We start from the raw sequence: 23,581 nt of genomic DNA, 5'->3' as shown, positions 1-23,581 counted from the left end.
TGACACCGCTTACCACCCCGATACGGTCTTGCAAACATTGCCGGGAGGGGAAGGAAGACCATGGCCCACATCGACTATTACTTTACCACGGTCTCGCCCTGGGCCTACCTGGCCGGTGACCGGCTTGAAACCATGGCGGCCCGGCACGGCGCGACGGTGACCTACAAGCCCGTCGACCTGGGCAAGGTCTTCTCGGCGACGGGGGGGCTGCCGCTCAAGCAGCGTTCCCAGGCGCGGCAGGACTACCGCCTGCAGGAACTGGCCCGCGCCCAGGCCAAGACCGGCCTGCCGCTGACCATCCATCCGGCGCATTTCCCGACCAACCCGGCGCCGTCGTCCTATGCGATCATCGCCGCGCAGAAGGCCGGGGGCGACACCGCGGCGCTGGTGCAGAACGTTCTGCGCGCCTGCTGGGCCGAGGATCGCAACATCGCCGAGGACGAGGTGATCCGCGACTGCCTCTCGGCCGCGGGCTTCGATCCGGGGCTGGCCGACAGCGGGCTGCTGGCCGGGGCCACCACCTACGAGGCCTATACCGAGGAGGCGATCCAGGAAGGCGTCTTCGGCTCGCCCTTCTACGTGGTCGACAGCGGGCAGAAGTTCTGGGGCCAGGACCGGCTCGACGATCTCGAATCCCACCTCGCCGGGCGGCTCTGATGCCGGACGGTTTGCTGGGCGGGGTCGAAACCCACTGGCGCGAGCTGGGGCAGGGGGCGCGGCCGATGCTGGCGGTGCACTGTTCGCTGGCGCACGGCGGGGCCTTCCAGGGCCTGTCCGAGGAAATCGGCGACCTCGTCACCATGCGGGCCTACGACCTTCCGGGGCACGGCGGTTCGGCGGACTGGGACGGGGTCACGCCCTACCAGGATGTCGCCTGTGCCATGGGGCGCGAGCTGATGGGAGAGGGGCCGATCCACCTGCTCGGCCACAGCTTCGGCGCCACGGTCGCGCTGCGCCTCGCGGTCGAGGCGCCCGAGCGCGTCGCCTCGCTGACGCTGATCGAGACGGTGTTCTTCTCGATCGTGCGGGCCGATGCGCCCGAAACGCTGGGCGAGGGGGACGGCAACAACCGGCCCTTCATGCAGGCGATGGAGCGCGGCGACCTGGAAACCGCGGCGCGGGCGTTCCACGCCGAATGGGGCGACGGCCGCAACTGGGACGAGATGACGGACCGCCAGCGCGCCGGGCTGACCCGCCGCATCCCGATGATCGGGGCGGTCCAGCGCAGCAACAACGGCGATCCGGGCAACATGCTGGCCGAGCGCAAGCTCGAGGCGCTGCAGATCCCGACGCTGCTGATCGAAGGCGCGGACAGCCCGCCGCACATGCGGATCATCCAGGGCGGGCTGGAACGGCGCATCCCGAACGCGACCCGGGTGATCGTCCCCGGCGCCGCGCACATGGTGCCGATCACCCATCCGGCGCCGGTCGGCGCCGCGATCCGGGATTTCCTCACCAACCTCGACGCCTGAGCGCCGCAGTCTTCCGGGGACAGGTCGCAGACCGGGGGCAGGGCCCCCGGCGCTCGCGCGGGGTCAGCCGCGCGCGATTTCCACGAAGCGGTCGATCTCGATCGCGGGCAGCGACCAGTCGCAGACGAAGCGCGCCAGGATCGGGCCTCCGTCCTCGTGGATCGCCGACATCGGTTCGCCCCAGAGGTTGTAGCCCGCGCCACCCTCCACCAGGCGGCGGTGCATCTCGCGCGGCATCTCGGCAAAGAGCGCGTTGGCCTCGGGCGCGTGCAGGAAGCTGACGCCGTCGACCCCCTTCAACCCCTCGGCCAGCCGGGCGCAGTTGGCGTTCGCGGCCCGTGCGCAGGTCAGCCAGAGATCGTCGGCCAGGTAGGCCGCCATCTGGGCCGAGAGATACCGGTGCTTGGAAAAGAGGTGCGCGCCGCGCTTGCGCCGCAGTTCGAACTCCCACGCCTTCTCGGGGTCGAAGAGGATCACCGCCTCGACCCCGACGCAGCCGTTCTTGGTTCCACCGAAGCTGACCGCGTCGACGCCGGCCTTCCAGGTCATCTCGGCCGGGGAACAACCGAGCGCGGCCACCGCGTTCGAGAACCGCGCCCCATCCATGTAGAGTTTCTGGCCGAACCCATGGGTGACCTCGGCGATCGCCGCGATCTCGTCCAGGGTGTAGAGCCGCCCCAGCTCGGTCGACTGGGTGATCGTCACCGGACCGCGCTGCGCGCCGTGCACGCCGCGCACTTCCTGCTCGGCCATGACGGCCTTCAGCTCGTCGGCGGTGAACTTGTCGCCCGACCCGACCAGCGTCAGCTTTGCCCCGCCCGAGAAGAACTCGGGTGCGTTGCATTCGTCCTCCTGCACGTGGGCGACGGGGGCGCAGTAGGTCGTCTGCCAGGGCTGGCAATAGGTGGCGAGCGCGAGGCTGTTCGCGGCCGTGCCGGTGGCGACGAGGTAGACCGCCGCCTCAGGCGCCTCGAAGAGCATGCGGTTCTTGTCGGCGACGTCGGCCATCAGCGGCTCGGCCCCGTAGCCCGGCGCATAGCCGGTGTTGGCGGCGATCATCGCCTCCAGCACGCTGGGATGGGCGGGGCCGGCATTGTCGGAGCGGAAATGCATCAGACGGGTTCCTCTATGATGTGATCCTCCCAATCCTCCTCGTCGACCTCGAACTCGGGCACGGTCATGTGCCGCATCGAGACGCCGGCGCGGTGCACGCTGTCGGGCGTGCCCGAGATCAGCGGGTGCCAGTCGTAGAGCTTGCGGCCCTCGCGCAGGAGCCGGTAGGCGCAGGTCTGCGGCAACCAGTACATGTGCTTGTCGAGGTCCTTGGCCGTCAGCGAGATGCATTCGGGGACGAACTGGTGGCGGATCGGGTACTGCGAACAGCGGCAGCTGCCGTCGTCGAACAGGCGGCAGGCGACGCGGGTGAGGGCGACCTCTCCGGTCTCTTCGTCCTCGAGCTTGTTCATGCAGCACTTGCCGCAGCCGTCGCAGAGCGCTTCCCATTCCCGCTGGGTCATGCGTTCGAGGGGGGTGTCCTCCCAGAAGCCCTCGCGCAGGCCCGTGCGGTCGATGGGATCCCGGCTCATTCCGCGGCCAGGATGTCGCGCGCGCGGGCGCAGTCGGCATCCATCTGGGCGATCAGCTGGTCCTGCCAGTCGGCCCCGTCAAAGGTCATCTCGGGGCGCAGGTACTCGACCAGCGCGACCGAGATATGGGTGCCGTAGAGATCGCCCTTGAAGTCGAAGATGAAGGTTTCGAGGTTCGGCACCTCGCCCCCGAACTGCGGCCGCAGGCCGAGCGATGCGGCGCCGCGGTAGCTGCCGGCGTGGGGGCCTGAGAGGACATCGACCAGGACCGCGTAGACGCCGAACTTCGGCCGGTGCAGCCCCTCGATCGACAGGTTCGCCGTCGGGAAACCCAGGTGGCGGCCGCGCTGGTCGCCGCGGATCACCGGGCCCTCCATCCGGTGCCAGTGGCCCAGCATCGCAGCGGCATCGCGGGGGCGGCCCTCGGCCAGCGCCACGCGGATCGCGGTGGAGGAGACGCGCCCGGCCTCGCCTCCGACCATCTCGGCCACGGTGACGCCAAAGCCCATCTGCGCGCCCAACTCTGCGAGCATCGCCGGATCCCCGGCGCGGCCCTTGCCGAAGTGGAAATCGCTGCCGACCACCACGTGGCGCAGGCCCAGACCGTCGACCAGCACGTGGCGGGCAAAGTCCTCGGGCGTCAGGCCGGCGAGGCCCTTGTTGAAGTTCAGCTCGTAGAGCACGTCGACGCCCAGCTTTTCCAGCCGGTGGGCCCGCGCCTCGGACCCGGTCAGGCGGAAGGGGGCGGCGTCGGGGGCGAAGACCTCGCGCGGGTGCGGTTCGAAGGTGACGACGCCGAGGGGGGCGCCGATCTTCTTTCCGGCGGTGCGCGCCAGGTCGATCACCGCCTGATGGCCCAGGTGGACGCCGTCGAAATTGCCGATGGCGGCGCTCGCGCCGCGATCCTGGCCGGAAACGAAGGTATGGTCGCGCACGATCCGCATGGGCCGAAGGGGTAGCCCCCGGTGCGGGCAGGTGCAAGGCCCCTCGGCCCGCTTTGCCCGTGTCTGAAGACCGCGCCGCCGCGGAACCGGGCGCCGCATCCGGGCGTCAGGGTTCCGCACGCGCTTTCGCCGAGGGCATCGCGCCGGACGGTCCCCGCGGGGGCGGAGGCCCGTGGCGAGTTCCGGCGCGCCGCGCGGCGGGCGGCGTAATGCTAACTAATTGAAATCAGTCGAATTTCCGCGAGGGCGCCAGCACGGTGGCTTCGCCGACCAGGACCTTCTTGCCGTCGACCATGCAGCGGCAGTCGAGCTGCACGCGGCGCTTGGCGTGGTCGATGCCGATCACCTCGACCTCGGCCGTGACCATGTCGCCGGGGCGCACGGGGGCCAGGAATTTCAGCGTCTGGCCCATGTAGACCGTGCCGTGGCCAGGAAGCTGTTCGCCGATGACGGCCGAGACCAGCCCGGCGGTCAGCATCCCGTGGGCGATGCGGCCCTCGAAGATGGTGTCGCGGGCATAGGCGTCGTCGAGGTGCACCGGGTTCCGGTCGGTCGAGACCTGGGCGAACATCTCGATATCCTCGTCGGTGACGACCTTCCGCACGTGGCGGGTCATCCCCATCTCGATATCCTCGATGCAGATCGTGCCGCGGGGCATGTTGTCCAACATCCGGGCCCTCCTTCGATGACGTGACGGTAATTTTCGCACGTATTCCTGACGCCGTGAGCAACTTAATTACTTCGCGGGCGCAGAAAATCAACCCCTAAAGGACGGTCAGCGCAGTTTCCCGATGGCAAAGGTCGGGGTGGTTTTCTCTTTTCCAGAAACGCTTGCAACGAATCCGGGTGGGGATGGGCCTCGGTCCGGGTTTCCTCGGCCGCGAGGCCGCCGGTTATGAAGAGCGAATCGTAATCTTCCCCTAACGCCCCGGCCACGTCGGTGCCGATGCCGTCGCCGATGCACAGGATCGCCTCGGGCGGGACCTTGGGCAGGATCGCGGCGAGGCGGCGGCGGGCGAGGTCGTAGATCGGCGGATGCGGCTTGCCGAAATAGAGGCTTTCTCCGCCCATCTCGGTATAGAGCCGCGCGATGGCGCCCGCGCACCATTCGCGGCGGGTGCCGCGGTCGACCACGATGTCGGGATTGGCGCAGAGCAGCTTGAGACCGCGGGTCTTGGCCAGCAGCAGTTCGGGCCGCAGGACCGAGGGATCGGCCTGCGGGTCAAACGGTCCGAGGCAGACGATGCCCTCGGCCTCGTCCAGCGGGACGAGGTCGATCTTGACCGGGTTTTCCTGGATGTGCAGCGGCTCAAAGAACCCGGTATCCTCTTGTTCCCCAATGAAGAATACCTTGTTGCCCACGGTGCCCTGGTAGAGCGCGGCGCGCGCGCTGTCGCCCGAGGTGGCGATGGCGTCCCAGGCGTCGCGCGGCACGCCGAAGCCATCGAGCTGCACCTCGACCGAGCTGCGGGGGCGGGGGGAGTTGGTGACCAGCACCACGACGCCGCCATCCTTGCGATAGGCCTGCAAGGCGGCGACCGCCTCGGGCAGGGCCCTGACCCCGTCATGCACGCAGCCCCAGAGGTCGACGAACATGGCGTCGTAGCGGGTGGAGATCTCGGACAGGGCGGTGATGATCTGGGTCATGGGCATCCCGTTAAGGCCGCGAACGCAACGTCGGTATCGCGTCGGTATTACGTCGGTATCGCGTCGGTGTTTTCGGGACCGCCGCGCGCGCGGTGCATCAATGACCGATCGGGCCGGGGGAGGCCAGCGGATTTCCCTGCCGGGCGGGGGCGGTCAGCGCGCGGGCAGCGGCTGCGAGACCTCGATCAGGTGGCCGTCCGGGTCGGTGAAGTAGACCGAGAGCATCGGGCCAACCGCGCCTTCGCGTTCCTCGGGGCCGACCTTGATCTCGACCCCTTCGTGGTGGAGCTGGGCGACGATCTTCTTCATCGGCCAGTCCGACAGCAGGCACAGGTTGGCCGAGCCGGGCGCGGCGTGGTCGTGGTTCACGCTGGCGGGCGTCTGCAGGTTGAACTTCTGACCGCCGAAGCGCAGGGCGCGGCGGCCGCCCTCGAACTCTTCGACGTCCATCTGCAGGACGCGGGTGTAGAATTCGATGGTGCGGTCGATGTCGGCGACCACCAGGACGACGTGGTCGATTTGGGTGATCATGGCGAGTCCTCCCCAGGCTGCCTGCGGGCAGGATAGCGAAGGCGGGGCCGATCGCCAACGCGGGCCTTGAGGTTCCGTGCCGCGCGGGCAAGTCTGGCGCCGGACCAGAGGGAGGGTGTCATGGACCTGCAGTTGAAGGGCAAGCGCGCGCTGATCGCGGGCGGCAGCATGGGAATCGGCAAGGCGGTGGCCGAGGGGCTGGCGGCCGAGGGCGTGGATGTCGCCATCGTCGGCCGCACGCGCGAGACGGCCGAGGCGCTGGCGACCGGGATCGCGGCGACGCACGGGGTGCGGGCGATCGCCAGCACCTGCGACACCGGCATCGATGCCTCGGTCGCGGCGATGGTGGCGGACGTGGCGGAGCGGCTTGGCGGGATCGACATCGTGGTGAACTGCGCCGCGGAACCAGCGGGGCAGAAGAAGCCGCCGTCGACGGCAGAGCTGGACCACGCGCACCTCGACCGGCACATGAACGTGAAGGTGATGGGCTACCTGCGGGTGGCGCAGGGGGCGATGCCGCACATGGTCGGCGCGGGCTGGGGCCGGATCATCAACGTCTCGGGGACGGGCATGTACCGGCCGGGCGACACCGCGGGCGCGATCCGCAATGCCGGGGTCGTGGCGCTGACCAAGAACCTGGCGCATGACCTGGCGGGGACGGGGGTGACGACCAGCGTGGTGCACCCCGGCATGACCCGGACCGAGAAGGTGGACGCGATGCTCGAGGCGCGGGCCGCGGCGGCGGGCCGCAGCTTTGACGAGGAACTGGGCGTGCTGGCGGGGGCCACGCTGAACGGCGTGCTGCCGGATGCGCGGGACATGGCCAACATCATCGTCTTCCTCGCCTCGCCGCTGTCCTCGGCGATCAACGGCGAGGTGATCACCGCGACCGGCGGGCGGCCGGGAGTGATCGCCTACTGATCCGTGGCCCGGCGCGCGGCGGCGAGCCGCAGGTGGATCGCCGCGCCGCCGGCAAAGCAGAGCATGGCAAAGGCGGTCAGCCCGGCCATGCCGAAGCCGCCCGTCGCCAGCAGCAGGAGCGGCGTGCCGAGCGTGTTGCCGAGGTTGCCCATCTGGGCCAGCGCGCCGTTCGCCTCGGCCTGGGTTTCGGTGGTGGTGTTGAGCTGGGGGACCAGCGCAAAGCTCGCCCCCTGCACGAGGCCGAGTGCGGCGATGGTCAGGATCGCGAGGATCGGATCGCCGCCGCTGAGCCCGAAGGCGAGGGCGAGCGCCGTGCCGAGCGCAAAGCCCGCCACGATCACCGGCACGGCGGTGAAGCGGGTCACGAGGACCACGCCGAGCGTCATCGACACGATCATCCCGGCCAGCGGCATCGCCCCGGTGACGAGGCTGCGGGCGGCGGGATCGACGAAGTCGGGCAGGACGGTGACGATGGACACGTAGCCCAGCGTGTAGAAGAGCCAGCCCGCCGCCGGGGCCGCGATGCGCGGCGAGGCATAGATCCGGCGGTGCTGGTCGAGGATTGCCGCGAGGCCGAGGCGCGGGCCGCCCTGCGGCGGGGTGGTGCGCGGCAGGCGGATGGCGAGGGCCACGGCCATCGCGGCCATGAAGGCCGCGTGGGCCAGGATCAGCGCGCCGGTGCCGTGGCGGGCGGCGAAGGGCTGGCCGACCCAGGCGAGGACGGCGAAGGAGACGCCGAAAAAGGTGCTCCAGAGCGTGAGGGTGAAGACCCGGTGGCGCGGGGCCGAGACCTGGGCGATCAGCGTGGGGGCGGCGACCACGATGACGAGGTGGCTGAGCCCCTCGGCCACGCGGCTGGCAATCATCAGGGGCAGGGCGGGCAGGGTGGCCTGGTACGCCGACATCGCCGCGCCGAAGACCAGCGCCGCCAGCAGCAGCCGCCGGGTGCCGAGGCGGGCGACCAGCAGGCCCGCGGCCAGGCCGAAGACGATGCCGAGCAGTCCGATGCCCGAGACGATGAAGCCGACGGCGGTGCCCGCGTCCGGATAGGCGGCGCGCAGCGCGGGGAAGAGGACGCTGGCCTTGCCGTATTGCGCCGCCGCGCCGAGACCGGCAGCATAGAGCAGGAGGACGAGGCCGAAGGGCGTGCGGTCGGGGGTGGACATGACCGCCTTAGGCCCGCCCCGGGCCCGGACGTCAAGATGGAACGCGCGGCCCCCGGCCGGCGTTCGGGCGGTGACGGGCGCGGGCCCGGGCTGGAGGAGGAGGTTTCCATGGCCATCGCGAAGAACACGATCTGCATCTGGTACGACCGGGACGCCGAGGCGGCGGCGCGGTTCTATGCCGAGACCTTTCCCGACAGCGAGGTGACCGAGGTGAGCCGCGCGCCGGGGGATTTCCCGTCGGGCAAGGCGGGCGACGTGCTGGTGGTCTACTTTACCGTTCTGGGCATTCCCTGCATGGGTTTGAACGGTGGCCCGACCTTCCAGCAGTCCGAGGCGTTTTCGTTCCAGATCGCGACCGACGACCAGGCGGAGACGGACCGCTACTGGGATGCCATCGTCGGCAACGGCGGGCAGGAAAGCGCCTGCGGCTGGTGCAAGGACCGCTGGGGCGTGTCGTGGCAGATCACGCCGCGGGTGCTGACCGAGGCGCTGTCGGCGGGCGGCGACGAGGCGCAGCGGGCCTTCGCTGCGATGATGGAGATGGGCAAGATCGACGTCGCCAAGATCGAGGCGGCGCGGCGCGGGTAGGCCCCCCAAGCAGAACGGGCGCCGCTGTCGCGACGCCCGTTCCGGAAATCCGTGATCGCCGGGATCAGACCTTGAGCGACGGGATGATCTGTTTCTTGCGCGACATGATGCCGGGCAGGACGACGGTGTCGCCCGCCACGGTGGCGCCGAAGCTCTTTTCTGCCAGGCCCTTCACCAGGTCGTTCGGCACGAAGAGGGTGGCTTCCTCGTTCAGGATGTCGACGACGAAGAGCAGGACCTGGTCGACGCCGTCCTCGGCCGCGACGGCCTTGAAGCTCTCCATCAGGCTGTTCTTGCGATCGAGCACGATCTTGGGCGCGGTGGTCTCGAGGACCGAGACGCGGAACTTGGTGCCGTCGACGGCGTATTCCTTGCTGTCCATGCGGATCAGCTCGGCGTCCGAGAAGGCGGAGACGTCGGATTTCGCCTCGAACATCTCGGAGGCGTAGGCCGAGAGGTCGATGCCCAGCTCACCGGCCAGCTGCTCGGCCAGGGCCTTGTCCTGGTCGGTCGTGGTGGGAGAGCGGAATTCCAGCGTGTCCGACAGGATGCACGACAGCATCAGGCCCTTGATCGGGTCGGTCATCTTGGCGTCGTTCGGCCCCATCAGGTTGTGCATGATGGTCGCGGTGCAGGCCAGCGGCTTGATCGTGATGTCGATCGGGCCCTTGGTTTCGAGCCCGCCGGCCAGCTTGTGATGGTCGATGATCTGGATCACGTCGGCCGCGTTGATCGAGGCGGGCAGCTCGGCGGGGTTGTTGGTGTCGACGATGACCACCTTGTCGTCGGCCGCGACGTCGGTGATGATCTCGGGCTTATCGAAGCCCCACTTCTCGAGCATGAAGGCGGCTTCGGTGTTGGGTTCGCCCAGCAGTTTCGCCTCGGCCGGCTGGCCGCGCACCTCGGACAGGTACCAGGCCCAGATGAGGGCCGAGCCGGTGGAGTCGGTGTCGGGGGATTTGTGGCCGAAAACCTTGATCGTCATGTCTGTCCGTCCATTGGTGAATGAGGAGTCGCGGCGGGGTATACAGAGGCCCCCGGCGCTTGTCACCCATCGTCACCCGGACGATAGCTGGGACAGGGCGAGGGCGGTCAGAAGACCCGCGGCGATGGCGATCCCGGTGCCGAAACGGTCCTCGCGGAAGGCCTTGGGAAAGACCTCGGTCGCGAGCGAGGCGGTCACCGCGCCGGCGGCCAGGCAGCGGATCGCGGCCAGCCAGGCGGGCCCGGCGTCGCGCAGGGCGAGGTTGCCGAGGATCGCGGCGGCGGCCAGCAGCGCGGCGGTCAGCGACCAGAGCAGCAGCACCTTGCCGCGGGCCATTCCGCCCTCGGCCATCTCCTTGGCGCCGCCCGCGGCCTCGGGCAGGTTCGACAGCAGGATGGAGCCTGCCAGCGCCGCCACCTCGGGCGCCGAGGTGCCGATCAGCGCGACCCCGAGGGCGAGGTTCTCGGGCACCCCGTCGAAGGTGATCGCCAGCAGCAGGCCCGCACCCTCGTTGCCCTCGGTCGAGTGCTGCAGCCAGCGGTCGGCGACGGTGAAGGCGAGCGCACCCGCCGCCACGCAGGCGGCCAGCAGGGCAAAGTCGAGGGTGTCGAGCGCCGGGCGGATCAGCTCCTCCATCACCGAGACGATGAGGGCGCCGCCCGCCAGCGCAATCAGGAAGCCTTCGAGCGGCGCGGGCAGGCGGCCGTAGAGACCCCAGAGCGCGCCGACGATCAGGGCGGCCGAGACGGCGAGAACGACGAGGACGAGGGTCATGGCTTTCCGGTTTTGCAGGGCGGGCCGGTGCGGTTAGATAGGGGGAAAGGCAGGCGGGACAAGCATATGGCAAAGGGCAGGGAAGCGGATCTCTACGCGCCGGTGAAGCGCTGGCTGGAGGCCCGCGGCTATGTCGTGAAGGGCGAGGTCGGCGCGGCGGACGTGGTGGCGGTGGCCCCGGACGCGCCGGGCGAGCCGCTGCTGATCGAGCTGAAGACCGGCTTTACCCTGTCGCTGCTGCAGCAGGGCATCGCGCGGCTGGCGGTCAGCGACCATGTCTATCTCGCCGTGCCGAAACCCAAGAAGGGGCGCAAGGCGCTGGCGGCGGATGCGGCGCTCTGCCGGCGCCTGGGGCTGGGGCTGATCCATGTCCGCCCGCGCGACGGCCATGTCGAGGTGCTGTGCGATCCCGGCCCGTATGCCCCCCGCAAGTCGGCCAAGAAGAAGGCGCGGCTGTTGCGGGAGTTCGAGCGCCGGGCGGGTGATCCGAACGACGGCGGCGCGACCCGGCACGGGATCGTCACCAGCTATAGGCAGGACGCCCTGCGCTGCGCCCGCTACCTGGCCGAGACCGGGCCGGACCGCGGCGCGGCGATCGCCAAGGCGACCGGCGTGCCCGCGGCCACGCGGATCATGCGCGACGACCACTACGGCTGGTTCGAGAGGGTGGAGCGCGGTGTCTACGGCCTGAGCGCCGGGGGGTGGCAGGGGCTGGCGGATTGGGACGGCGCCCTGCCGGACTGACCGGCCTAGTGCCGCAGGCCCGAGACGATGGTTTCCAGAAGGCGCGTCATCACCGGATCGTCGGCGAGGCCGGCAAACCCGGTCCGCCGCAACGCCGCCAGGGAATGCACCCCTTCGCGGGCCGGTGCGTCGAGGTTGGCGGGCGCGGCAAAGCCCATCGACCAGTTCGGGAAGGCACGCGTCGCGATCGGATCGTCGATGATGCGGGCGATCTCTCCGTGCCGGCTGTCGCCCTCGATCCGGGCGTAGCAGTCGTGCACCGTGCCGGCATCGCCTTCGAGCATCTGCACGAAGGTGAGGTCGTGGTAGATCAGCACGCCGGTGATGCCGTCGCGCGCATTGTTCCGTCGCGAGGTTTCGAGGATGGCGTCCAGATCGCTGCTGTCGACCGCGCGGCGGGCGGCACTGACATAGATGAGACGGTGGGTCATTTCGGCGCGAAGCTTTCGGTTGGGTGCCCCGCCGCGATGAGGCCTTGCGCCCGGCGGGTCAAGCAGGGAGTTGGTGCCGGGGGGCTATTGCGCTGCCGGGTCAGGGAGCGGCGCCTGCTGGTGCTGCGCCAGCCGCCAGCCGTCCGGCGTGGACACCCATGTCGAGGTGCAGAGCGCGGTGTAGGGCGCGTCGCCGTCGCGCAGCCCGGTGGCGGTATAGGCCAGCACCGCGATGCCGTCGGTTTCCACCCGGTGGCGGCCCGCCATTTCGACCGTCTGCCAGCGCGGCGCGTCCTTGAGGCTGTCGAGGATCGCCTCACCCTCCAGGGCGCCGATGCCGGGAAAGGCCATCAGGCAGGCGGGGGCGAGGCGATTGCGGAAGGCGTCGGTGCCGCCCGTCCAGAGCAGTTCCTCGGCCGTCCAGATGTCGTCGTCGTCGGTCATGTGTGCCTCCGTCTCGGGGGACAGACGCATGGGTCGCGGGGGCGGTTCCCCCTGCGGCAGGTTTAAATCGGCGATAATCGGCTGGAATCGCAGCGTCAGAAGCTGATTCTCGAAGAATCTCTTGCGCAAACGCTCAAAAAAAGTGATGTGGAGGGCTGCACGTTTGCGACTTTCGACCTTGTGACGCTCCTCAAAGGCGCCAGGCTTCGAATGCTTGGACTGCCGGGCTGCCGCACTTCCGCGGGCAGCAAGACAAAGGAGTATCACGATGGCCACTGGCACCGTGAAATGGTTCAACGCCACCAAGGGCTACGGCTTCATCGCCCCCGATGGCGGCGCAAAGGACGTTTTCGTCCACATCAGCGCCGTTGAGCGCGCTGGCCTGACCTCGCTCGAGGAAGGCGCGAAGGTCAGCTTCGACATCGAAGCCGGCCGCAACGGCCGCGAAGCCGCAGCGAACCTGCAGCTGGCGTAAGCCGACCGGGGCGTGCGCGTCAGCCGCGCCCGGCAAGAGATTCGACCCGGTCCCGCGAGGGGCCGGGTCTTTTCATGCGCGGCGCGGCCCGCGCGTCACCAAACCGTCGTGACCGGCGGATAGGGATCGGCCATCGCCTGCCGGTCCGGGCCGTTTCGGGCCATGTGCCGCGCAGGGTGCGGCGGGGCGGTGGATTTTCCCGGCGACTTGCTTGACAAACTCGGAGCCCGTGCCTAGCTATGCGCCGTTAGCACTCGCCCGAGGGGAGTGATAATGGCCCCGGCGCTTCCTTGCGCCGCCGGGCCTCAAGGGAGAAACTTTGAGCCAAGGAGCCTCAGAGATGGCATTCAAACCTCTGCATGATCGCGTGCTGGTCCGTCGCGTCGAAAGCGAAGAGAAGACCAAGGGCGGGCTGATCATCCCCGACAGCGCAAAAGAGAAACCCGCCGAAGGCGAAGTCGTCGCCGTTGGCGAAGGCGCGCGCAAGGACAGCGGTGAGCTGATCGAGATGTCGGTGAAATCCGGCGACCGCATCCTGTTCGGCAAATGGTCGGGCACCGAAGTCACGATCGACGGCGAAGAGCTGCTGATCATGAAGGAAAGCGACATCCTGGGCATCACCGCCGCGGCCTGAGGCCAGCGCGCGTAACCCCGGATCAACTCTGACATATTCAGGAGAAGAGCATGGCTAAGGAAGTCAAGTTCAACACCGACGCCCGCAATCGCATGCTGAAGGGTGTCAACATCCTCGCCGACGCGGTGAAGGTGACCCTCGGCCCGAAAGGCCGCAACGTGGTTCTGGACAAATCCTTCGGCGCACCGCGCATCACGAAGGACGGTGTCTCGGTCGCCAAGGAAATCGAACTGGAAGACAAGTTCGAGAACATGGGCGCCCAGATGGTGAAGGAAGTCGCTTCCCGCACCAACGACGAAGCCGGTGACGGCACCACCACCGCAACCGTGCTGGCCCAGGCCATCGTGACCGAGGGCATGAAGGCCGTTGCTGCCGGCATGAACCCGATGGACCTCAAGCGCGGCATCGACCTGGCCACCGCCAAGGTCGTCGAGCAGATCAAGGCCGCGGCCCGCGAAGTGAACGACAGCGCCGAAGTCGCGCAGGTCGGCACCATCTCGGCCAACGGCGAAGCCTCGATCGGCAAGATGATCGCGGACGCGATGCAGAAGGTCGGCAACGAGGGTGTCATCACCGTCGAAGAGAACAAGGGCATGGAAACCGACGTCGAAGTCGTCGAGGGCATGCAGTTCGACCGTGGCTACCTGTCGCCCTACTTCGTGACCAACCCCGACAAGATGGTCACCGAGCTGGAAGACTGCATGATCCTGCTGCACGAGAAGAAACTCTCGTCGCTGCAGCCGATGGTGCCGCTGCTCGAGTCGGTCATCCAGTCGCAGAAACCGCTGCTGATCATCGCCGAAGACGTCGAGGGCGAAGCCCTGGCGACCCTCGTGGTGAACAAGCTGCGCGGTGGCCTGAAGATCGCCGCCGTGAAAGCACCGGGCTTCGGTGACCGCCGCAAGGCCATGCTGCAGGACATCGCGATCCTGACCGGCGGCCAGGTGATCTCGGAAGACCTGGGCATGAAGCTGGAAAACGTCGGCATGGAAATGCTCGGCACCGCGAAGAAAGTCTCGATCACCAAGGACGAGACCACCATCGTGGACGGCGCTGGCGACAAGGCCGAGATCGAAGCCCGCGTGGCCCAGATCAACACCCAGATCCAGGAAACCACCTCGGACTACGACCGCGAGAAGCTGCAGGAACGCGTTGCCAAGCTGGCAGGCGGTGTGGCCGTCATCCGCGTCGGCGGCATGACCGAAGTCGAAGTGAAAGAGCGCAAGGACCGCGTCGATGACGCCCTGAACGCCACCCGCGCTGCCGTGCAAGAAGGCATCGTGGTCGGCGGCGGCGTCGCCCTCGTGCAGGGTGCGAAATCGCTCGAAGGCCTGGAAGGCGCGAACAGCGACCAGAACGCCGGCATCGCCATCGTGCGCCGCGCGCTGGAAGCCCCGCTGCGCCAGATCGCCGAGAACGCTGGCGTCGACGGCGCCGTCGTGGCCGGCAAGATCCGCGAAAGCGACGACCTGAAGTTCGGCTTCAACGCGCAGACCGAAGAATATGGCGACATGTTCAAGTTCGGCGTGATCGACCCGGCGAAAGTCGTGCGCACCGCGCTGGAAGACGCCTCCTCGGTGGCTGGCCTGTTGATCACCACCGAAGCGATGGTGGCTGACAAACCCTCGAAAGAAGGCGCAGGCGCTGGCGGCGGCATGCCCGACATGGGCGGCATGGGCGGCATGATGTAAGACGGTCTCGCTTCGGCGACACCGGCTTACCAACCCTTGAGATCGAAAGGGGTCCGCTGCGGCGGGCCCCTTTTGCGTTCGGGCGGGTGGACGGGCGCTTGCCTTCGCGCCCGCCCAAATCGTGGGCATTCGACGGGGGCGGCGGGGCCGCACGCGGCGCGCTGCCGAAAAACTGTCGCAAATTGCGGGCAACCCCGGCGCGGCGCGCTAGGCTGTGATCCGGGCCGGGCCAGGATAGGTCGGCCGGCCCCCGGACTGAATTGGAATGCTGCTGAGATTTGTCCTTCCCGAAGACCGCGTGCCGGTCACCAAGCTGCTGCTCGAAGCCTTCCCGACCGACGCCGAGGCGCGGCTGGTGGTGGATCTGCGCGACGCGGGTGACATGGTGATCGAGCTGGTCGCCGTCGCCCATTCCGCGATCCGCGGCTATGTCGGGTTCTCGCGCCACTACGCGCCGCGGAACTGGGCCTGCATGGGGCCGCTGGCGGTCGAGAAGGGGTATCGCGAGCACGGGGTCGGCGGGGAACTGGTGCGCTACGGGCTCGACTACGTGCGGCGGCAGCGGCTGGACGCGGTCACGGTGCTGGGCGACGCGCGGTATTACCGGCGCTTCGGCTTCACCCGGAAGGCGGCGGAAAACCTGACCTCACCCTTTCCCGAAGAGCACACGCTGGTCTACCCGATCGCGCCCGGCACGGCGGGGACGGCGGGCCACCTGGAATATGCCGACGCCTTCATGTCGTTCTGAGAGGCTTTCCAACCGCGCGCGGCTTGGGTAGGGCTGCGGGCCATGTTGCCCGATCTGCATATCACCGGCGCCGAGGTGCTGCGCCCCGAGGGGATCGATCGCGCGCCGCTTGGCGTCGCGAGCGGGATGATCGTGGAAGGCGCGCCCGGCCGGGCGGTCGACCTGCCGGGTTGGACGGTGCTGCCCGGGATCGTGGACATCCACGGCGACGGGTTCGAACGCCACCTTGCGCCGCGCCGCGGGGCGGTGCGGGACCTGCGGACGGGTCTCGTCTCGCTTGAAGCCGAGCTGGCGGCGAACGGGATCACCACGGCGGTGCTGGCGCAGTTCTGGAGCTGGGAAGGCGGCATGCGCGGGCCTGAGTTCGCGGTCGCGATGCTCGAGGCGGTCGAGGGCGCGCAGGCGCGGTTCGCCACCGCGTTGCTGCCGCAGCTCAGGGTCGAGACGCACCTGGTCGATGACTATGCGCGGATCGAAGAGGTCGTGGACCGGTTCGGCGTGCCCTATGTCGTCTTCAACGATCACCTGCCGCACGCGGCGCTGGCGGCCGGAAAAAAGGTGCCGCGGCTGACCGGCCAGGCGCTGAAATCCGGCCGCAGCCCGGAGGCGCACCTGGCGCTGATCGAGGCGCTGCATGCGCGCGGGCCGGAGGTGCCGGCGGCGGTGGCCGCGCTGGCGGCGCGGCTGGCGGCGCGCGGCGTGGTGCTGGGGAGCCATGATGACGTGGACGCGGCGGCGCGGGACGGCTGGCGGGCGCGGGGCGTCGCGATTTCCGAGTTCCCCGAGAGCTGGGCGGCGGTCGAGGCGGCGGCGGGGGCCGGCGACCCGGTGATCATGGGCGCGCCCAACGTGATGCGGGGCGGATCGCACGCGGGCAAGATCTCCGCCGGGGATGTGGTGCGGGCGGGGCAGTGCAGGGCGCTGGCCTCGGACTACCACTACCCGGCGCCCCGGATCGCGGCGCTGGCGCTGGCCGGGGAGATCGGGCTTGAGGCCGCGTGGCACCTGGTATCGACCGGGCCGGCGGAGGTGCTGGGGCTGGCGGACCGCGGGGCGCTGGCGGCCGGGATGCGCGCGGACCTCGTGGTGCTGGAACGGGAGAGCGGCACCGTTGGCGCGGTGATCGCCGGGGGCGAGGTGCGGTACTGCGCGGGCGAGGTTGCGCGGGCGTTTTTCGGGTAGGTGTTGTGGCGGGTGGGGGAACCCCACCCCCACGGGGTGCCGGTGGTTCCGGGTAGGTGACATGGAAAGGGGCGCCGAAGCGCCCCTTTGTCAGTCTGCCGTGAGCAACGGCGGTTTGTTTCCGGACAGCCGTGGGCTGTCGGGGCCTTGGATCTGAAGGTCGATCTCGCCGTTCTTGACGGCGACCTTCACGATCCCGCCCTTGGTCAGCTTGCCGAACAACAGTTCCTCCGCGAGCGGTTTCTTGATGTTCTCCTGGATCACGCGGGCCAGGGGCCGCGCGCCCATCTTGTCGTCGTAGCCCTTGTCGGCCAGCCATTCGGCGGCGGGCTTCGTGAGTTCGATGGTCACGCCGCGGTCCATCAGCTGGGCCTCGAGCTGGAGCACGAACTTCTCGACCACCTGCATGATGACCTCTTTCGGCAGCGGCGCGAAGGAGATCACGGCGTCCAGACGGTTCCGGAACTCGGGCGTGAAGGTCCGCTCGATCGCGGCGGTATCCTCGCCTTCGCGCCGGTCGCGGCCGAAGCCGATGGCCGACTTGGCCTGTTCCTGTGCGCCCGCGTTGGAGGTCATGATCAGGATCACGTTGCGGAAGTTCACCGTCCGGCCGTTGTGGTCGGTCAGTTTGCCGTGGTCCATCACCTGCAGCAGGATGTTGTAGACATCCGGATGCGCCTTCTCGATCTCGTCGAGCAGGAGGACGCAATGCGGGTGCTGGTCGACGCCGTCCGTCAGCAGGCCGCCCTGGTCGAAGCCGACGTAGCCCGGAGGCGCGCCGATCAGGCGGGAGACCGCGTGTTTCTCCATGTATTCCGACATGTCGAAGCGCAGGAGCTCCACGCCGAGCGTGTCGGCGAGCTGCTTGGCGACCTCGGTCTTGCCCACGCCGGTCGGGCCGGCGAAGAGGTAGTTGCCGATCGGCTTCTCGGGTTCGCGCAGGCCCGCGCGGGCCAGCTTGATCGCCGAGGAGAGCGCATCGATCGCCTTGTCCTGGCCGAAGACGACGCGTTTCAGCGTGCCTTCGAGATCCTTCAGCACCTCTGCATCGTCCTTGGAGACGGATTTCGGAGGGATGCGGGCGATCTTGGCGACGACGGCCTCGATCTCCTTCGCGCTGATGGTCTTGCGCCGCTTGCTTTCGGCAACCAGGTGCTGCGCGGCGCCGGCCTCGTCGATCACGTCGATGGCCTTGTCGGGCAGCTTGCGGTCGTTGATGTAGCGCGCCGAGAGCTCGACGGCCGTGCGGATCGCGTCGGCGGTGTATTTCACGCTGTGATGTTCCTCGAAGTAGGGCTTGAGGCCCTTGAGGATCTTCACCGTGTCTTCGACCGTCGGCTCGTTCACGTCGATCTTCTGGAACCGGCGGGAGAGCGCGCGGTCCTTCTCGAAGTGCTGGCGGAACTCCTTGTAGGTGGTGGAGCCCATGCAGCGCAGCTTGCCGCCCTGCAGGGCGGGTTTCAGCAGGTTGGAGGCGTCCATCGCCCCGCCGCTGGTCGCCCCGGCGCCGATCACGGTGTGGATTTCGTCGATGAAGAGGACCGCGTCGGGATGCTCCTCAAGCTCGGAGACCACGGCCTTGAGCCGTTCCTCGAAATCGCCGCGGTAGCGGGTGCCGGCCAGCAGCGCGCCCATGTCGAGCGAGAAGATCGTGGTCTTCGACAGCACCTCGGGGGTGTCGCCGTTGACGATCTTGCGCGCCAGCCCCTCGGCGATGGCGGTCTTGCCGACGCCCGGGTCGCCCACGAGCAGCGGGTTGTTCTTGCGCCGGCGGCAGAGCACCTGAATGCAGCGCTCGACCTCGGAGGCGCGGCCGATCAGGGGATCGACGTCGCCGTGGCGGGCCTTGGCGTTCAGGTTCACGCAGTACTTGTCGAGCGCGCTTTCCTTGCCGTCGTTCTGTTCCGCCTGGGCGGTGGTGGGCGAATCCTCTTCGATCTCGGAGGCGCCGCTGACGGGGCGGCTTTCGCCGAAGGCGGGGTTCTTGGCGACGCCGTGCGCGATGAAGTTGACCGCGTCGTAGCGGGTCATCTCCTGCTCCTGCAGGAAATAGGCGGCGTTCGAACTCACGCTCGGCAAAGATGGCGACCAGCACGTTGGCGCCGGTCACTTCGGTCCGGCCCGAGCTTTGCACGTGGATCGCGGCGCGCTGGATCACGCGCTGGAATGCGGCGGTCGGCACGGCTTCGGAGCCGTCGACGTCCGTCACGAGGTTCGACAGGTCGTCCTCGATGAATTCAACGAGGGTTTTGCGCAGGTCTTCGGTATCGACCGAGCAGGCCTTCATGACCTTGGCGGCGTCAGGTTCATCGATCAACGCCAGCAACAGGTGCTCCAGCGTCGCGAATTCGTGACGTCGCGCATTGGCGAGGGCCAGCGCGGCGTGGATTGCCTGTTCCAGTGTCGTCGAGAATGAAGGCAACTGGGTGCTCCTTCTGAATTGGGTCGGAGCGGAGCCGAGGGCCCCGGTCCCAACCATGGCCTCATAGTCTTAAAGTTTGGTCGATTGCGGCCGCGCTTCAAGGATTATTTGACGTTTAACGTTCACATTTCCCGGGACCGATGCAGCGCCGCGCGTCTTTGTGGCAGCTTGCGGCGTGGCCGCGGCCCGGTTCGGGTCAGAAGTTGTCCTTGCGGCGGCGAACCTCGGCGAACACCTCGGACGCGGGCGCATCGGGCATCCCGATGGCGGCGCGGAGGTCTGGCGTATCGGCGCGCAGGAACGGGTTGGTGAGGAGTTCCTCCGAGAGGACGGAAGGAACGGTGGCTTTGCCGGCGGCCCGGGCGGCCTCGACCGACGTCTTTCGAGAGATATAGTCTGGATTGTCCGGTTCAATGGTCATGGCGAATTTTCCGTTCGCGGCGGTGTATTCGTGGCCCGAGGCGATGATCGTGTCGGGCGCCAGCGCGGCCAGCTTCTGCAGCGATTGCCACATCTGCTCCATCGTGCCCTCGAAGACGCGGCCGCAGCCCCAGGCCATCAGGCTGTCGGCGGTGAAGGCGACGCGGCTTTCGGGAAAGTGGAAGGCGAGGTGGCCGACGGTGTGGCCCGAAACGTCGATGACATGGCCGGTCTCGCCCGCGATCTCGAGCGTGTCGCCCTCTTCGACCTGGCGGTCGAGCGGTGGCAGGCGGTGCGCGTCGGCCTTGCCGCCGGTCACCGGGGCTGGGTGTTGCGCGAGGACACCTGCCAGCCCCTCGACGTGGTCGGGGTGGTGGTGGGTGATCCAGATCTGCGTCAGTTTCCATCCCCGGCGGTCGAGCTCGGCCAGGATGGGCGCGGCCTCGGGGATGTCGATCAGGGCGGTTTCGCCGCTGGCCGCGTCGTGGAAGAGGTAGGCGTAGTTGTCGCTACGGCAGGGAATGGTGACAAGTTCCAGGGGCATGGCAAAAGACCTCCACGTCGCTATGCTCTGCCATGGAACCCCATGCGGGGCGGAGGTGCAATGCATCAGGATGTGACGGATCTGCGGAACTTCTACTACCGGTCGATGCTCGGCCGGTCGGCGCAGCAGCATATCCGCGGCAAGATGCTGAGCCTCTGGCCCGAGGCCAAGGGGCAGACCGTTGCGGGCTTCGGGTTCGCGGTGCCGCTGCTCAGGCCCTACCTGGGCGACGCGCGGCGGGTGATCGGGCTGATGCCGGCGCAGCAGGGGGTGATGCCCTGGCCCGCGGGGATGCCGAACGTGAGCGTGCTCTGCGAAGAGGTGCTCTGGCCGATCGAGACGGGGCATGTCGACAAGCTGGTGGTAATGCACGGGCTGGAGATGAGCGAACAGCCCTCGAACCTGCTGCAGGAGTGTTTCCGGGTGCTGGGGCCGGGGGGCAGGGCGCTCTTCATCGTGCCGAACCGCTCCGGTCTCTGGGCGCGGACCGAGGGCACGCCGTTCGGCCACGGGCGACCCTATACCCAGGGCCAGCTGGAGGCGCAGCTGAAACGCCATGCCTTCCTGCCGGAACGCCACCTGCATACGCTGTTCCAGCCGCCCTCGCCGAAACGGTTCTGGCGCAAGACCGGCAACAGCTGGGAAAGGCTGGGTGAACGGTTCTCGATGGTGATGGCGGGCGGCGTGCTGATGGTCGAGGCGACCAAGCGCGTGCAGCTGCCGTCGGGGCCCGGCGTGAAGGCGCATGCGCCGAAGGGTCTCAAGGTGCTCGAGGGGCTGGGCGCGGCCAAGCCCGAGACCGCGCGCACCGGCCTTGGCGACGCGTGAACCACCCTGCCGTACGGCGGGCCGGCCATCCGGTGCAGAATCGACCTGACCGGGCGTCATGAGCGCCTGAGAGCGCTAACGGACGCGGTCCAATTTGACGCATGTTCGCCCGCCGCCCCGCAAGGCAGGAAAACAGGGCCCTGACGTGTGTGGAAAAGCCTTTATGGAAGGTTGCCCGCCCCGAAACCCTCTGCTACACCCACGCCGATTTTGATGCTTTGACAAAATTCAAGGCTCCAACGCCTCGGGGGCCGCATTCGCTTGCGCGATTGCCCGGGGCCACAACGCGGAAGGGTGGACGTGTCCGAACCAGCTTCGATCTCCTCCGGCATCGCCGCGCGTTACGCGACTGCCGTCTTCGACATCGTTAAGGGTGACAACGGGCTCGATGCCCTCGAGCAAGACGTCGATGCGCTGGACGCTGCTCTCAAGGAAAGCGCGGATTTCCGGGACCTGATCGGTTCGCCGATCTACTCGCGCGAGGACCAGGGCAAGGCGATCGCCGCGCTGTCCGACAAGATGGGGCTTTCGGGCACCGTGAAGAACACGCTGGGCCTGATGGCCACCAAGCGCCGTCTCTTCGTCCTGCCGCAACTGGTGAGCGAGCTGCGCGCCAAGATCGCCGAGCACAAGGGCGAGGTGACCGCCGACGTCGTGAGCGCCAAGGCGCTGACCAAGACCCAGTCGGAAAAACTCTCCAAGACGCTTGCCGCCTCGATCGGCAAGGACGTCAAGATCAATGCGACCGTCGATGAAAGCCTCATCGGTGGTCTTGTCGTCAAGGTGGGCTCGCGGATGATCGATACCTCGATCCGGTCGAAGCTCGATTCCCTCCAGAATGTAATGAAAGAGGTCGGATAAGATGGGTATCCAAGCAGCCGAAATCTCTGCGATCCTCAAGGACCAGATCAAGAACTTTGGCCAGGAGGCCGAAGTGGCCGAGGTCGGCCGGGTGCTCTCCGTCGGTGACGGTATTGCCCGCGTGCACGGGCTGGACAAGGTCCAGGCCGGCGAGATGGTCGAATTCCCGGGCGGCATCCGGGGCATGGCGCTGAACCTCGAAACCGACAACGTCGGCGTCGTGATCTTCGGCTCCGACCGCGACATCAAGGAAGGCGACGTGGTCAAGCGGACCAACGCTATCGTGGACGTCCCGGTGGGCGACGCGATGCTGGGCCGCGTTGTCGACGGCCTGGGCAACCCGCTGGACGGCAAGGGCCCGATCGCGACGACCGACCGCGCCCTGGCAGACGTCAAGGCACCGGGCATCATCCCGCGTAAATCGGTGCACGAGCCGATGGCGACCGGCCTCAAGTCGATCGACGCCATGATCCCGATCGGCCGCGGCCAGCGCGAGCTGATCATCGGCGACCGTCAGACCGGCAAGACCGCCGTCGCACTCGACGCGATCCTGAACCAGAAGTCCTACAACGACGCCGCCGGCGACGACGAGGGCAAGAAGCTCTACTGCGTGTACGTCGCCGTCGGCCAGAAGCGGTCGACCGTGGCGCAGCTGGTGAAGAAGCTGGAAGAAACCGGCGCGATGGCCTACTCCATCGTCGTCGCGGCCACCGCGTCCGACCCGGCGCCGATGCAGTACCTCGCGCCCTACACCGCGACCGCGATGGCCGAGCACTTCCGCGACAACGGCCGTCATGCCCTGATCATCTACGATGACCTGTCCAAGCAGGCCGTGGCCTACCGCCAGATGTCCCTGCTGCTCCGCCGTCCGCCGGGCCGTGAAGCCTACCCGGGCGACGTGTTCTACCTCCACTCCCGCCTGCTGGAGCGTTCGGCCAAGCTGAACGCCGACTTCGGCTCGGGCTCGCTGACCGCGCTGCCGATCATCGAAACCCAGGGCGGCGACGTGTCGGCGTTCATTCCGACCAACGTGATCTCGATCACCGACGGCCAGATCTTCCTGGAAACCGAACTGTTCTACCAGGGCATCCGCCCGGCGGTGAACACCGGTCTGTCGGTGTCGCGCGTCGGTTCGTCGGCCCAGACCTCGGCCATGTCCTCGGTCGCCGGTCCGGTGAAACTGTCGCTCGCCCAGTACCGCGAGATGGCGGCATTCGCCCAGTTCGGTTCCGACCTCGACGCCTCGACCCAGCGTCTGCTGGCCCGCGGTGCGCGCCTGACCGAGCTGATGAAGCAACCGCAGTATTCGCCGCTGACCAACGCCGAGATCGTCGTGACGATCTTTGCCGGCACCAACGGCTACCTCGACAAGCTGCCGCTCTCGGACGTGGCACGCTTCGAGAAAGAGCTGCTGAGCTTCATGCACAACTCCAAGGCAGACGTGCTTGAGTGGATCACCAACGACGATCCCAAGATCAAGGGCGATGCGGCGGACAAGCTGAAGGCGGCCATCGACGAATTCGCAGCCGACTTCGCGTAAGAG

The 23,581-nt window shown here is 68.1% G+C and carries 24 protein-coding genes and 2 pseudogenes; 13 read left to right on the top strand and 13 right to left on the bottom strand.

What is annotated here, in order from left to right; translation table 11 throughout:
- The first annotated feature begins 60 nt into the window (after window positions 1–60).
- Together ACE2AC_RS08080 and ACE2AC_RS08075 are read left to right on the top strand one after the other, a co-directional pair.
- Window positions 61–657, top strand: a complete 597-nt coding sequence (locus ACE2AC_RS08080) for a 2-hydroxychromene-2-carboxylate isomerase (protein WP_375691588.1) — start codon at window positions 61–63, stop codon at window positions 655–657.
- Window positions 657–1,472, top strand: coding sequence for an alpha/beta fold hydrolase (locus tag ACE2AC_RS08075; protein ID WP_375691587.1), 816 nt, complete (start codon window positions 657–659; stop codon window positions 1,470–1,472). The genes ACE2AC_RS08080 and ACE2AC_RS08075 overlap by 1 nt, the downstream gene beginning before the upstream one ends.
- Before the next feature lie 63 nt (window positions 1,473–1,535).
- On the opposite strand, the gene ACE2AC_RS08070 is transcribed toward ACE2AC_RS08075, so the two are convergent.
- From ACE2AC_RS08070 to ACE2AC_RS08045, 6 genes and pseudogenes are all read right to left on the bottom strand, one after another.
- The gene (locus ACE2AC_RS08070) at window positions 1,536–2,585 is read right to left on the bottom strand and encodes a threonine aldolase family protein (RefSeq protein ID WP_375691586.1); all 1,050 of its coding nucleotides are present in this window, start codon (window positions 2,583–2,585) and stop codon (window positions 1,536–1,538) included.
- Entirely contained in the window at window positions 2,585–3,058 is a 474-nt protein-coding gene (locus ACE2AC_RS08065) for a YcgN family cysteine cluster protein (protein ID WP_375691585.1), read from the bottom strand. The genes ACE2AC_RS08070 and ACE2AC_RS08065 overlap by 1 nt, the downstream gene beginning before the upstream one ends.
- On the bottom strand, window positions 3,055–4,002 hold the full coding sequence (locus ACE2AC_RS08060; RefSeq protein ID WP_375691584.1) for a bifunctional riboflavin kinase/FAD synthetase: 948 nt from the start codon (window positions 4,000–4,002) through the stop codon (window positions 3,055–3,057). The genes ACE2AC_RS08065 and ACE2AC_RS08060 overlap by 4 nt, the downstream gene beginning before the upstream one ends.
- A 226-nt stretch (window positions 4,003–4,228) precedes the next feature.
- Entirely contained in the window at window positions 4,229–4,672 is a 444-nt protein-coding gene (locus ACE2AC_RS08055; RefSeq protein WP_375691583.1) for a MaoC family dehydratase, read from the bottom strand.
- Between the two features lie 105 nt (window positions 4,673–4,777).
- Window positions 4,778–5,649, bottom strand: a pseudogene (locus ACE2AC_RS08050) (TIGR01459 family HAD-type hydrolase).
- A gap of 153 nt (window positions 5,650–5,802) precedes the next feature.
- Window positions 5,803–6,180: a VOC family protein gene (locus ACE2AC_RS08045; protein WP_375691582.1), complete on the bottom strand. Its 378-nt coding sequence runs from the start codon at window positions 6,178–6,180 to the stop codon at window positions 5,803–5,805.
- A gap of 120 nt (window positions 6,181–6,300) precedes the next feature.
- Here ACE2AC_RS08045 and ACE2AC_RS08040 point away from each other — a divergent pair, with 120 nt between their 5' ends.
- The gene (locus ACE2AC_RS08040) at window positions 6,301–7,101 is read left to right on the top strand and encodes an SDR family NAD(P)-dependent oxidoreductase (protein ID WP_375691581.1); all 801 of its coding nucleotides are present in this window, start codon (window positions 6,301–6,303) and stop codon (window positions 7,099–7,101) included.
- Here the strand turns inward: ACE2AC_RS08040 and ACE2AC_RS08035 are convergent.
- Window positions 7,095–8,267, bottom strand: a complete 1,173-nt coding sequence (locus ACE2AC_RS08035; protein WP_375691580.1) for an MFS transporter — start codon at window positions 8,265–8,267, stop codon at window positions 7,095–7,097. The two genes, ACE2AC_RS08040 and ACE2AC_RS08035, sit on opposite strands and share 7 nt — an antisense overlap.
- 108 nt (window positions 8,268–8,375) lie before the next feature.
- On the opposite strand from ACE2AC_RS08035, the gene ACE2AC_RS08030 reads away from it, so the two are divergent.
- Complete coding sequence (locus tag ACE2AC_RS08030; protein WP_375691579.1) at window positions 8,376–8,855, top strand: VOC family protein; 480 nt, start codon at window positions 8,376–8,378, stop codon at window positions 8,853–8,855.
- A gap of 64 nt (window positions 8,856–8,919) precedes the next feature.
- Here the strand turns inward: ACE2AC_RS08030 and ACE2AC_RS08025 are convergent, their stop codons facing one another.
- Together ACE2AC_RS08025 and ACE2AC_RS08020 are read right to left on the bottom strand one after the other, a co-directional pair.
- Entirely contained in the window at window positions 8,920–9,840 is a 921-nt protein-coding gene (locus ACE2AC_RS08025; RefSeq protein WP_375691578.1) for a manganese-dependent inorganic pyrophosphatase, read from the bottom strand.
- A 72-nt stretch (window positions 9,841–9,912) separates the two neighbouring features.
- Entirely contained in the window at window positions 9,913–10,614 is a 702-nt protein-coding gene (locus ACE2AC_RS08020) for a zinc transporter (RefSeq protein ID WP_375691577.1), read from the bottom strand.
- A 66-nt stretch (window positions 10,615–10,680) separates the two neighbouring features.
- Between ACE2AC_RS08020 and ACE2AC_RS08015 the strand changes: the two genes are divergently transcribed.
- Window positions 10,681–11,358 (top strand): DUF2161 domain-containing phosphodiesterase, encoded by a 678-nt coding sequence (locus ACE2AC_RS08015; RefSeq protein ID WP_375691576.1) that lies wholly within the window; start codon window positions 10,681–10,683, stop codon window positions 11,356–11,358.
- Between the two features lie 5 nt (window positions 11,359–11,363).
- On the opposite strand, the gene ACE2AC_RS08010 is transcribed toward ACE2AC_RS08015, so the two are convergent.
- Together ACE2AC_RS08010 and ACE2AC_RS08005 are read right to left on the bottom strand one after the other, a co-directional pair.
- A complete protein-coding gene (locus ACE2AC_RS08010; RefSeq protein ID WP_375691575.1) occupies window positions 11,364–11,789 on the bottom strand; it encodes a BLUF domain-containing protein in 426 nt (141 codons plus the stop codon).
- Between the two features lie 84 nt (window positions 11,790–11,873).
- Complete coding sequence (locus ACE2AC_RS08005; protein ID WP_375691574.1) at window positions 11,874–12,233, bottom strand: nuclear transport factor 2 family protein; 360 nt, start codon at window positions 12,231–12,233, stop codon at window positions 11,874–11,876.
- Window positions 12,234–12,501: 268 nt separating this feature from the next.
- Between ACE2AC_RS08005 and ACE2AC_RS08000 the strand changes: the two genes are divergently transcribed.
- The 5 genes from ACE2AC_RS08000 to ACE2AC_RS07980 all read left to right on the top strand — a co-directional run bounded on the left by ACE2AC_RS08000 (window position 12,502) and on the right by ACE2AC_RS07980 (window position 16,963).
- Window positions 12,502–12,708: a cold-shock protein gene (locus ACE2AC_RS08000; protein WP_375691573.1), complete on the top strand. Its 207-nt coding sequence runs from the start codon at window positions 12,502–12,504 to the stop codon at window positions 12,706–12,708.
- Window positions 12,709–13,048: 340 nt separating this feature from the next.
- Window positions 13,049–13,342, top strand: a complete 294-nt coding sequence (gene groES / locus ACE2AC_RS07995; protein WP_375691572.1) for a co-chaperone GroES — start codon at window positions 13,049–13,051, stop codon at window positions 13,340–13,342.
- A 50-nt stretch (window positions 13,343–13,392) separates the two neighbouring features.
- Window positions 13,393–15,033, top strand: coding sequence for a chaperonin GroEL (gene groL / locus ACE2AC_RS07990; protein WP_375691571.1), 1,641 nt, complete (start codon window positions 13,393–13,395; stop codon window positions 15,031–15,033).
- A 265-nt stretch (window positions 15,034–15,298) separates the two neighbouring features.
- On the top strand, window positions 15,299–15,781 hold the full coding sequence (locus ACE2AC_RS07985; RefSeq protein WP_375691570.1) for a GNAT family N-acetyltransferase: 483 nt from the start codon (window positions 15,299–15,301) through the stop codon (window positions 15,779–15,781).
- Between the two features lie 42 nt (window positions 15,782–15,823).
- Entirely contained in the window at window positions 15,824–16,963 is a 1,140-nt protein-coding gene (locus ACE2AC_RS07980; protein WP_375691569.1) for an alpha-D-ribose 1-methylphosphonate 5-triphosphate diphosphatase, read from the top strand.
- A 90-nt stretch (window positions 16,964–17,053) separates the two neighbouring features.
- Here ACE2AC_RS07980 and clpA read toward each other — a convergent pair.
- A pseudogene (clpA, locus tag ACE2AC_RS07975) lies at window positions 17,054–19,385 on the bottom strand (ATP-dependent Clp protease ATP-binding subunit ClpA).
- A gap of 196 nt (window positions 19,386–19,581) precedes the next feature.
- The gene (gene gloB / locus ACE2AC_RS07970) at window positions 19,582–20,349 is read right to left on the bottom strand and encodes a hydroxyacylglutathione hydrolase (protein ID WP_375691568.1); all 768 of its coding nucleotides are present in this window, start codon (window positions 20,347–20,349) and stop codon (window positions 19,582–19,584) included.
- A gap of 60 nt (window positions 20,350–20,409) precedes the next feature.
- Here gloB and ACE2AC_RS07965 point away from each other — a divergent pair, with 60 nt between their 5' ends.
- The 3 genes from ACE2AC_RS07965 to atpA all read left to right on the top strand — a co-directional run bounded on the left by ACE2AC_RS07965 (window position 20,410) and on the right by atpA (window position 23,578).
- A complete protein-coding gene (locus ACE2AC_RS07965; protein ID WP_375691567.1) occupies window positions 20,410–21,177 on the top strand; it encodes a class I SAM-dependent methyltransferase in 768 nt (255 codons plus the stop codon).
- Between the two features lie 300 nt (window positions 21,178–21,477).
- A complete protein-coding gene (locus tag ACE2AC_RS07960; protein ID WP_375691566.1) occupies window positions 21,478–22,038 on the top strand; it encodes a F0F1 ATP synthase subunit delta in 561 nt (186 codons plus the stop codon).
- Window position 22,039: 1 nt separating this feature from the next.
- On the top strand, window positions 22,040–23,578 hold the full coding sequence (atpA, locus tag ACE2AC_RS07955) for a F0F1 ATP synthase subunit alpha (protein WP_375691565.1): 1,539 nt from the start codon (window positions 22,040–22,042) through the stop codon (window positions 23,576–23,578).
- The last annotated feature ends 3 nt before the right edge of the window (window positions 23,579–23,581 follow it).

The sequence above is a fragment of the Pseudooceanicola sp. LIPI14-2-Ac024 genome (assembly GCF_042188925.1).
Lineage (GTDB): Bacteria > Pseudomonadota > Alphaproteobacteria > Rhodobacterales > Rhodobacteraceae > Pseudooceanicola.
The sequence above is the reverse complement of the archived record's forward strand: the minus strand, read 5'-3'. Positions and strand labels throughout refer to the sequence as shown.

What these genes read in the sequence shown, in the direction of transcription:
- ACE2AC_RS08080 (WP_375691588.1), top strand. Translation starts at nt 61, where the DNA reads ATGGCCCACATCGACTATTACTTTACCACGGTCTCGCCCTGGGCCTAC.
- ACE2AC_RS08075 (WP_375691587.1), top strand. Translation starts at nt 657, where the DNA reads ATGCCGGACGGTTTGCTGGGCGGGGTCGAAACCCACTGGCGCGAGCTG.
- ACE2AC_RS08070 (WP_375691586.1), bottom strand. Translation starts at nt 2,585, where the DNA reads ATGCATTTCCGCTCCGACAATGCCGGCCCCGCCCATCCCAGCGTGCTG.
- ACE2AC_RS08065 (WP_375691585.1), bottom strand. Translation starts at nt 3,058, where the DNA reads ATGAGCCGGGATCCCATCGACCGCACGGGCCTGCGCGAGGGCTTCTGG.
- ACE2AC_RS08060 (WP_375691584.1), bottom strand. Translation starts at nt 4,002, where the DNA reads ATGCGGATCGTGCGCGACCATACCTTCGTTTCCGGCCAGGATCGCGGC.
- ACE2AC_RS08055 (WP_375691583.1), bottom strand. Translation starts at nt 4,672, where the DNA reads ATGTTGGACAACATGCCCCGCGGCACGATCTGCATCGAGGATATCGAG.
- ACE2AC_RS08045 (WP_375691582.1), bottom strand. Translation starts at nt 6,180, where the DNA reads ATGATCACCCAAATCGACCACGTCGTCCTGGTGGTCGCCGACATCGAC.
- ACE2AC_RS08040 (WP_375691581.1), top strand. Translation starts at nt 6,301, where the DNA reads ATGGACCTGCAGTTGAAGGGCAAGCGCGCGCTGATCGCGGGCGGCAGC.
- ACE2AC_RS08035 (WP_375691580.1), bottom strand. Translation starts at nt 8,267, where the DNA reads ATGTCCACCCCCGACCGCACGCCCTTCGGCCTCGTCCTCCTGCTCTAT.
- ACE2AC_RS08030 (WP_375691579.1), top strand. Translation starts at nt 8,376, where the DNA reads ATGGCCATCGCGAAGAACACGATCTGCATCTGGTACGACCGGGACGCC.
- ACE2AC_RS08025 (WP_375691578.1), bottom strand. Translation starts at nt 9,840, where the DNA reads ATGACGATCAAGGTTTTCGGCCACAAATCCCCCGACACCGACTCCACC.
- ACE2AC_RS08020 (WP_375691577.1), bottom strand. Translation starts at nt 10,614, where the DNA reads ATGACCCTCGTCCTCGTCGTTCTCGCCGTCTCGGCCGCCCTGATCGTC.
- ACE2AC_RS08015 (WP_375691576.1), top strand. Translation starts at nt 10,681, where the DNA reads ATGGCAAAGGGCAGGGAAGCGGATCTCTACGCGCCGGTGAAGCGCTGG.
- ACE2AC_RS08010 (WP_375691575.1), bottom strand. Translation starts at nt 11,789, where the DNA reads ATGACCCACCGTCTCATCTATGTCAGTGCCGCCCGCCGCGCGGTCGAC.
- ACE2AC_RS08005 (WP_375691574.1), bottom strand. Translation starts at nt 12,233, where the DNA reads ATGACCGACGACGACGACATCTGGACGGCCGAGGAACTGCTCTGGACG.
- ACE2AC_RS08000 (WP_375691573.1), top strand. Translation starts at nt 12,502, where the DNA reads ATGGCCACTGGCACCGTGAAATGGTTCAACGCCACCAAGGGCTACGGC.
- groES (WP_375691572.1), top strand. Translation starts at nt 13,049, where the DNA reads ATGGCATTCAAACCTCTGCATGATCGCGTGCTGGTCCGTCGCGTCGAA.
- groL (WP_375691571.1), top strand. Translation starts at nt 13,393, where the DNA reads ATGGCTAAGGAAGTCAAGTTCAACACCGACGCCCGCAATCGCATGCTG.
- ACE2AC_RS07985 (WP_375691570.1), top strand. Translation starts at nt 15,299, where the DNA reads ATGCTGCTGAGATTTGTCCTTCCCGAAGACCGCGTGCCGGTCACCAAG.
- ACE2AC_RS07980 (WP_375691569.1), top strand. Translation starts at nt 15,824, where the DNA reads ATGTTGCCCGATCTGCATATCACCGGCGCCGAGGTGCTGCGCCCCGAG.
- gloB (WP_375691568.1), bottom strand. Translation starts at nt 20,349, where the DNA reads ATGCCCCTGGAACTTGTCACCATTCCCTGCCGTAGCGACAACTACGCC.
- ACE2AC_RS07965 (WP_375691567.1), top strand. Translation starts at nt 20,410, where the DNA reads ATGCATCAGGATGTGACGGATCTGCGGAACTTCTACTACCGGTCGATG.
- atpA (WP_375691565.1), top strand. Translation starts at nt 22,040, where the DNA reads ATGGGTATCCAAGCAGCCGAAATCTCTGCGATCCTCAAGGACCAGATC.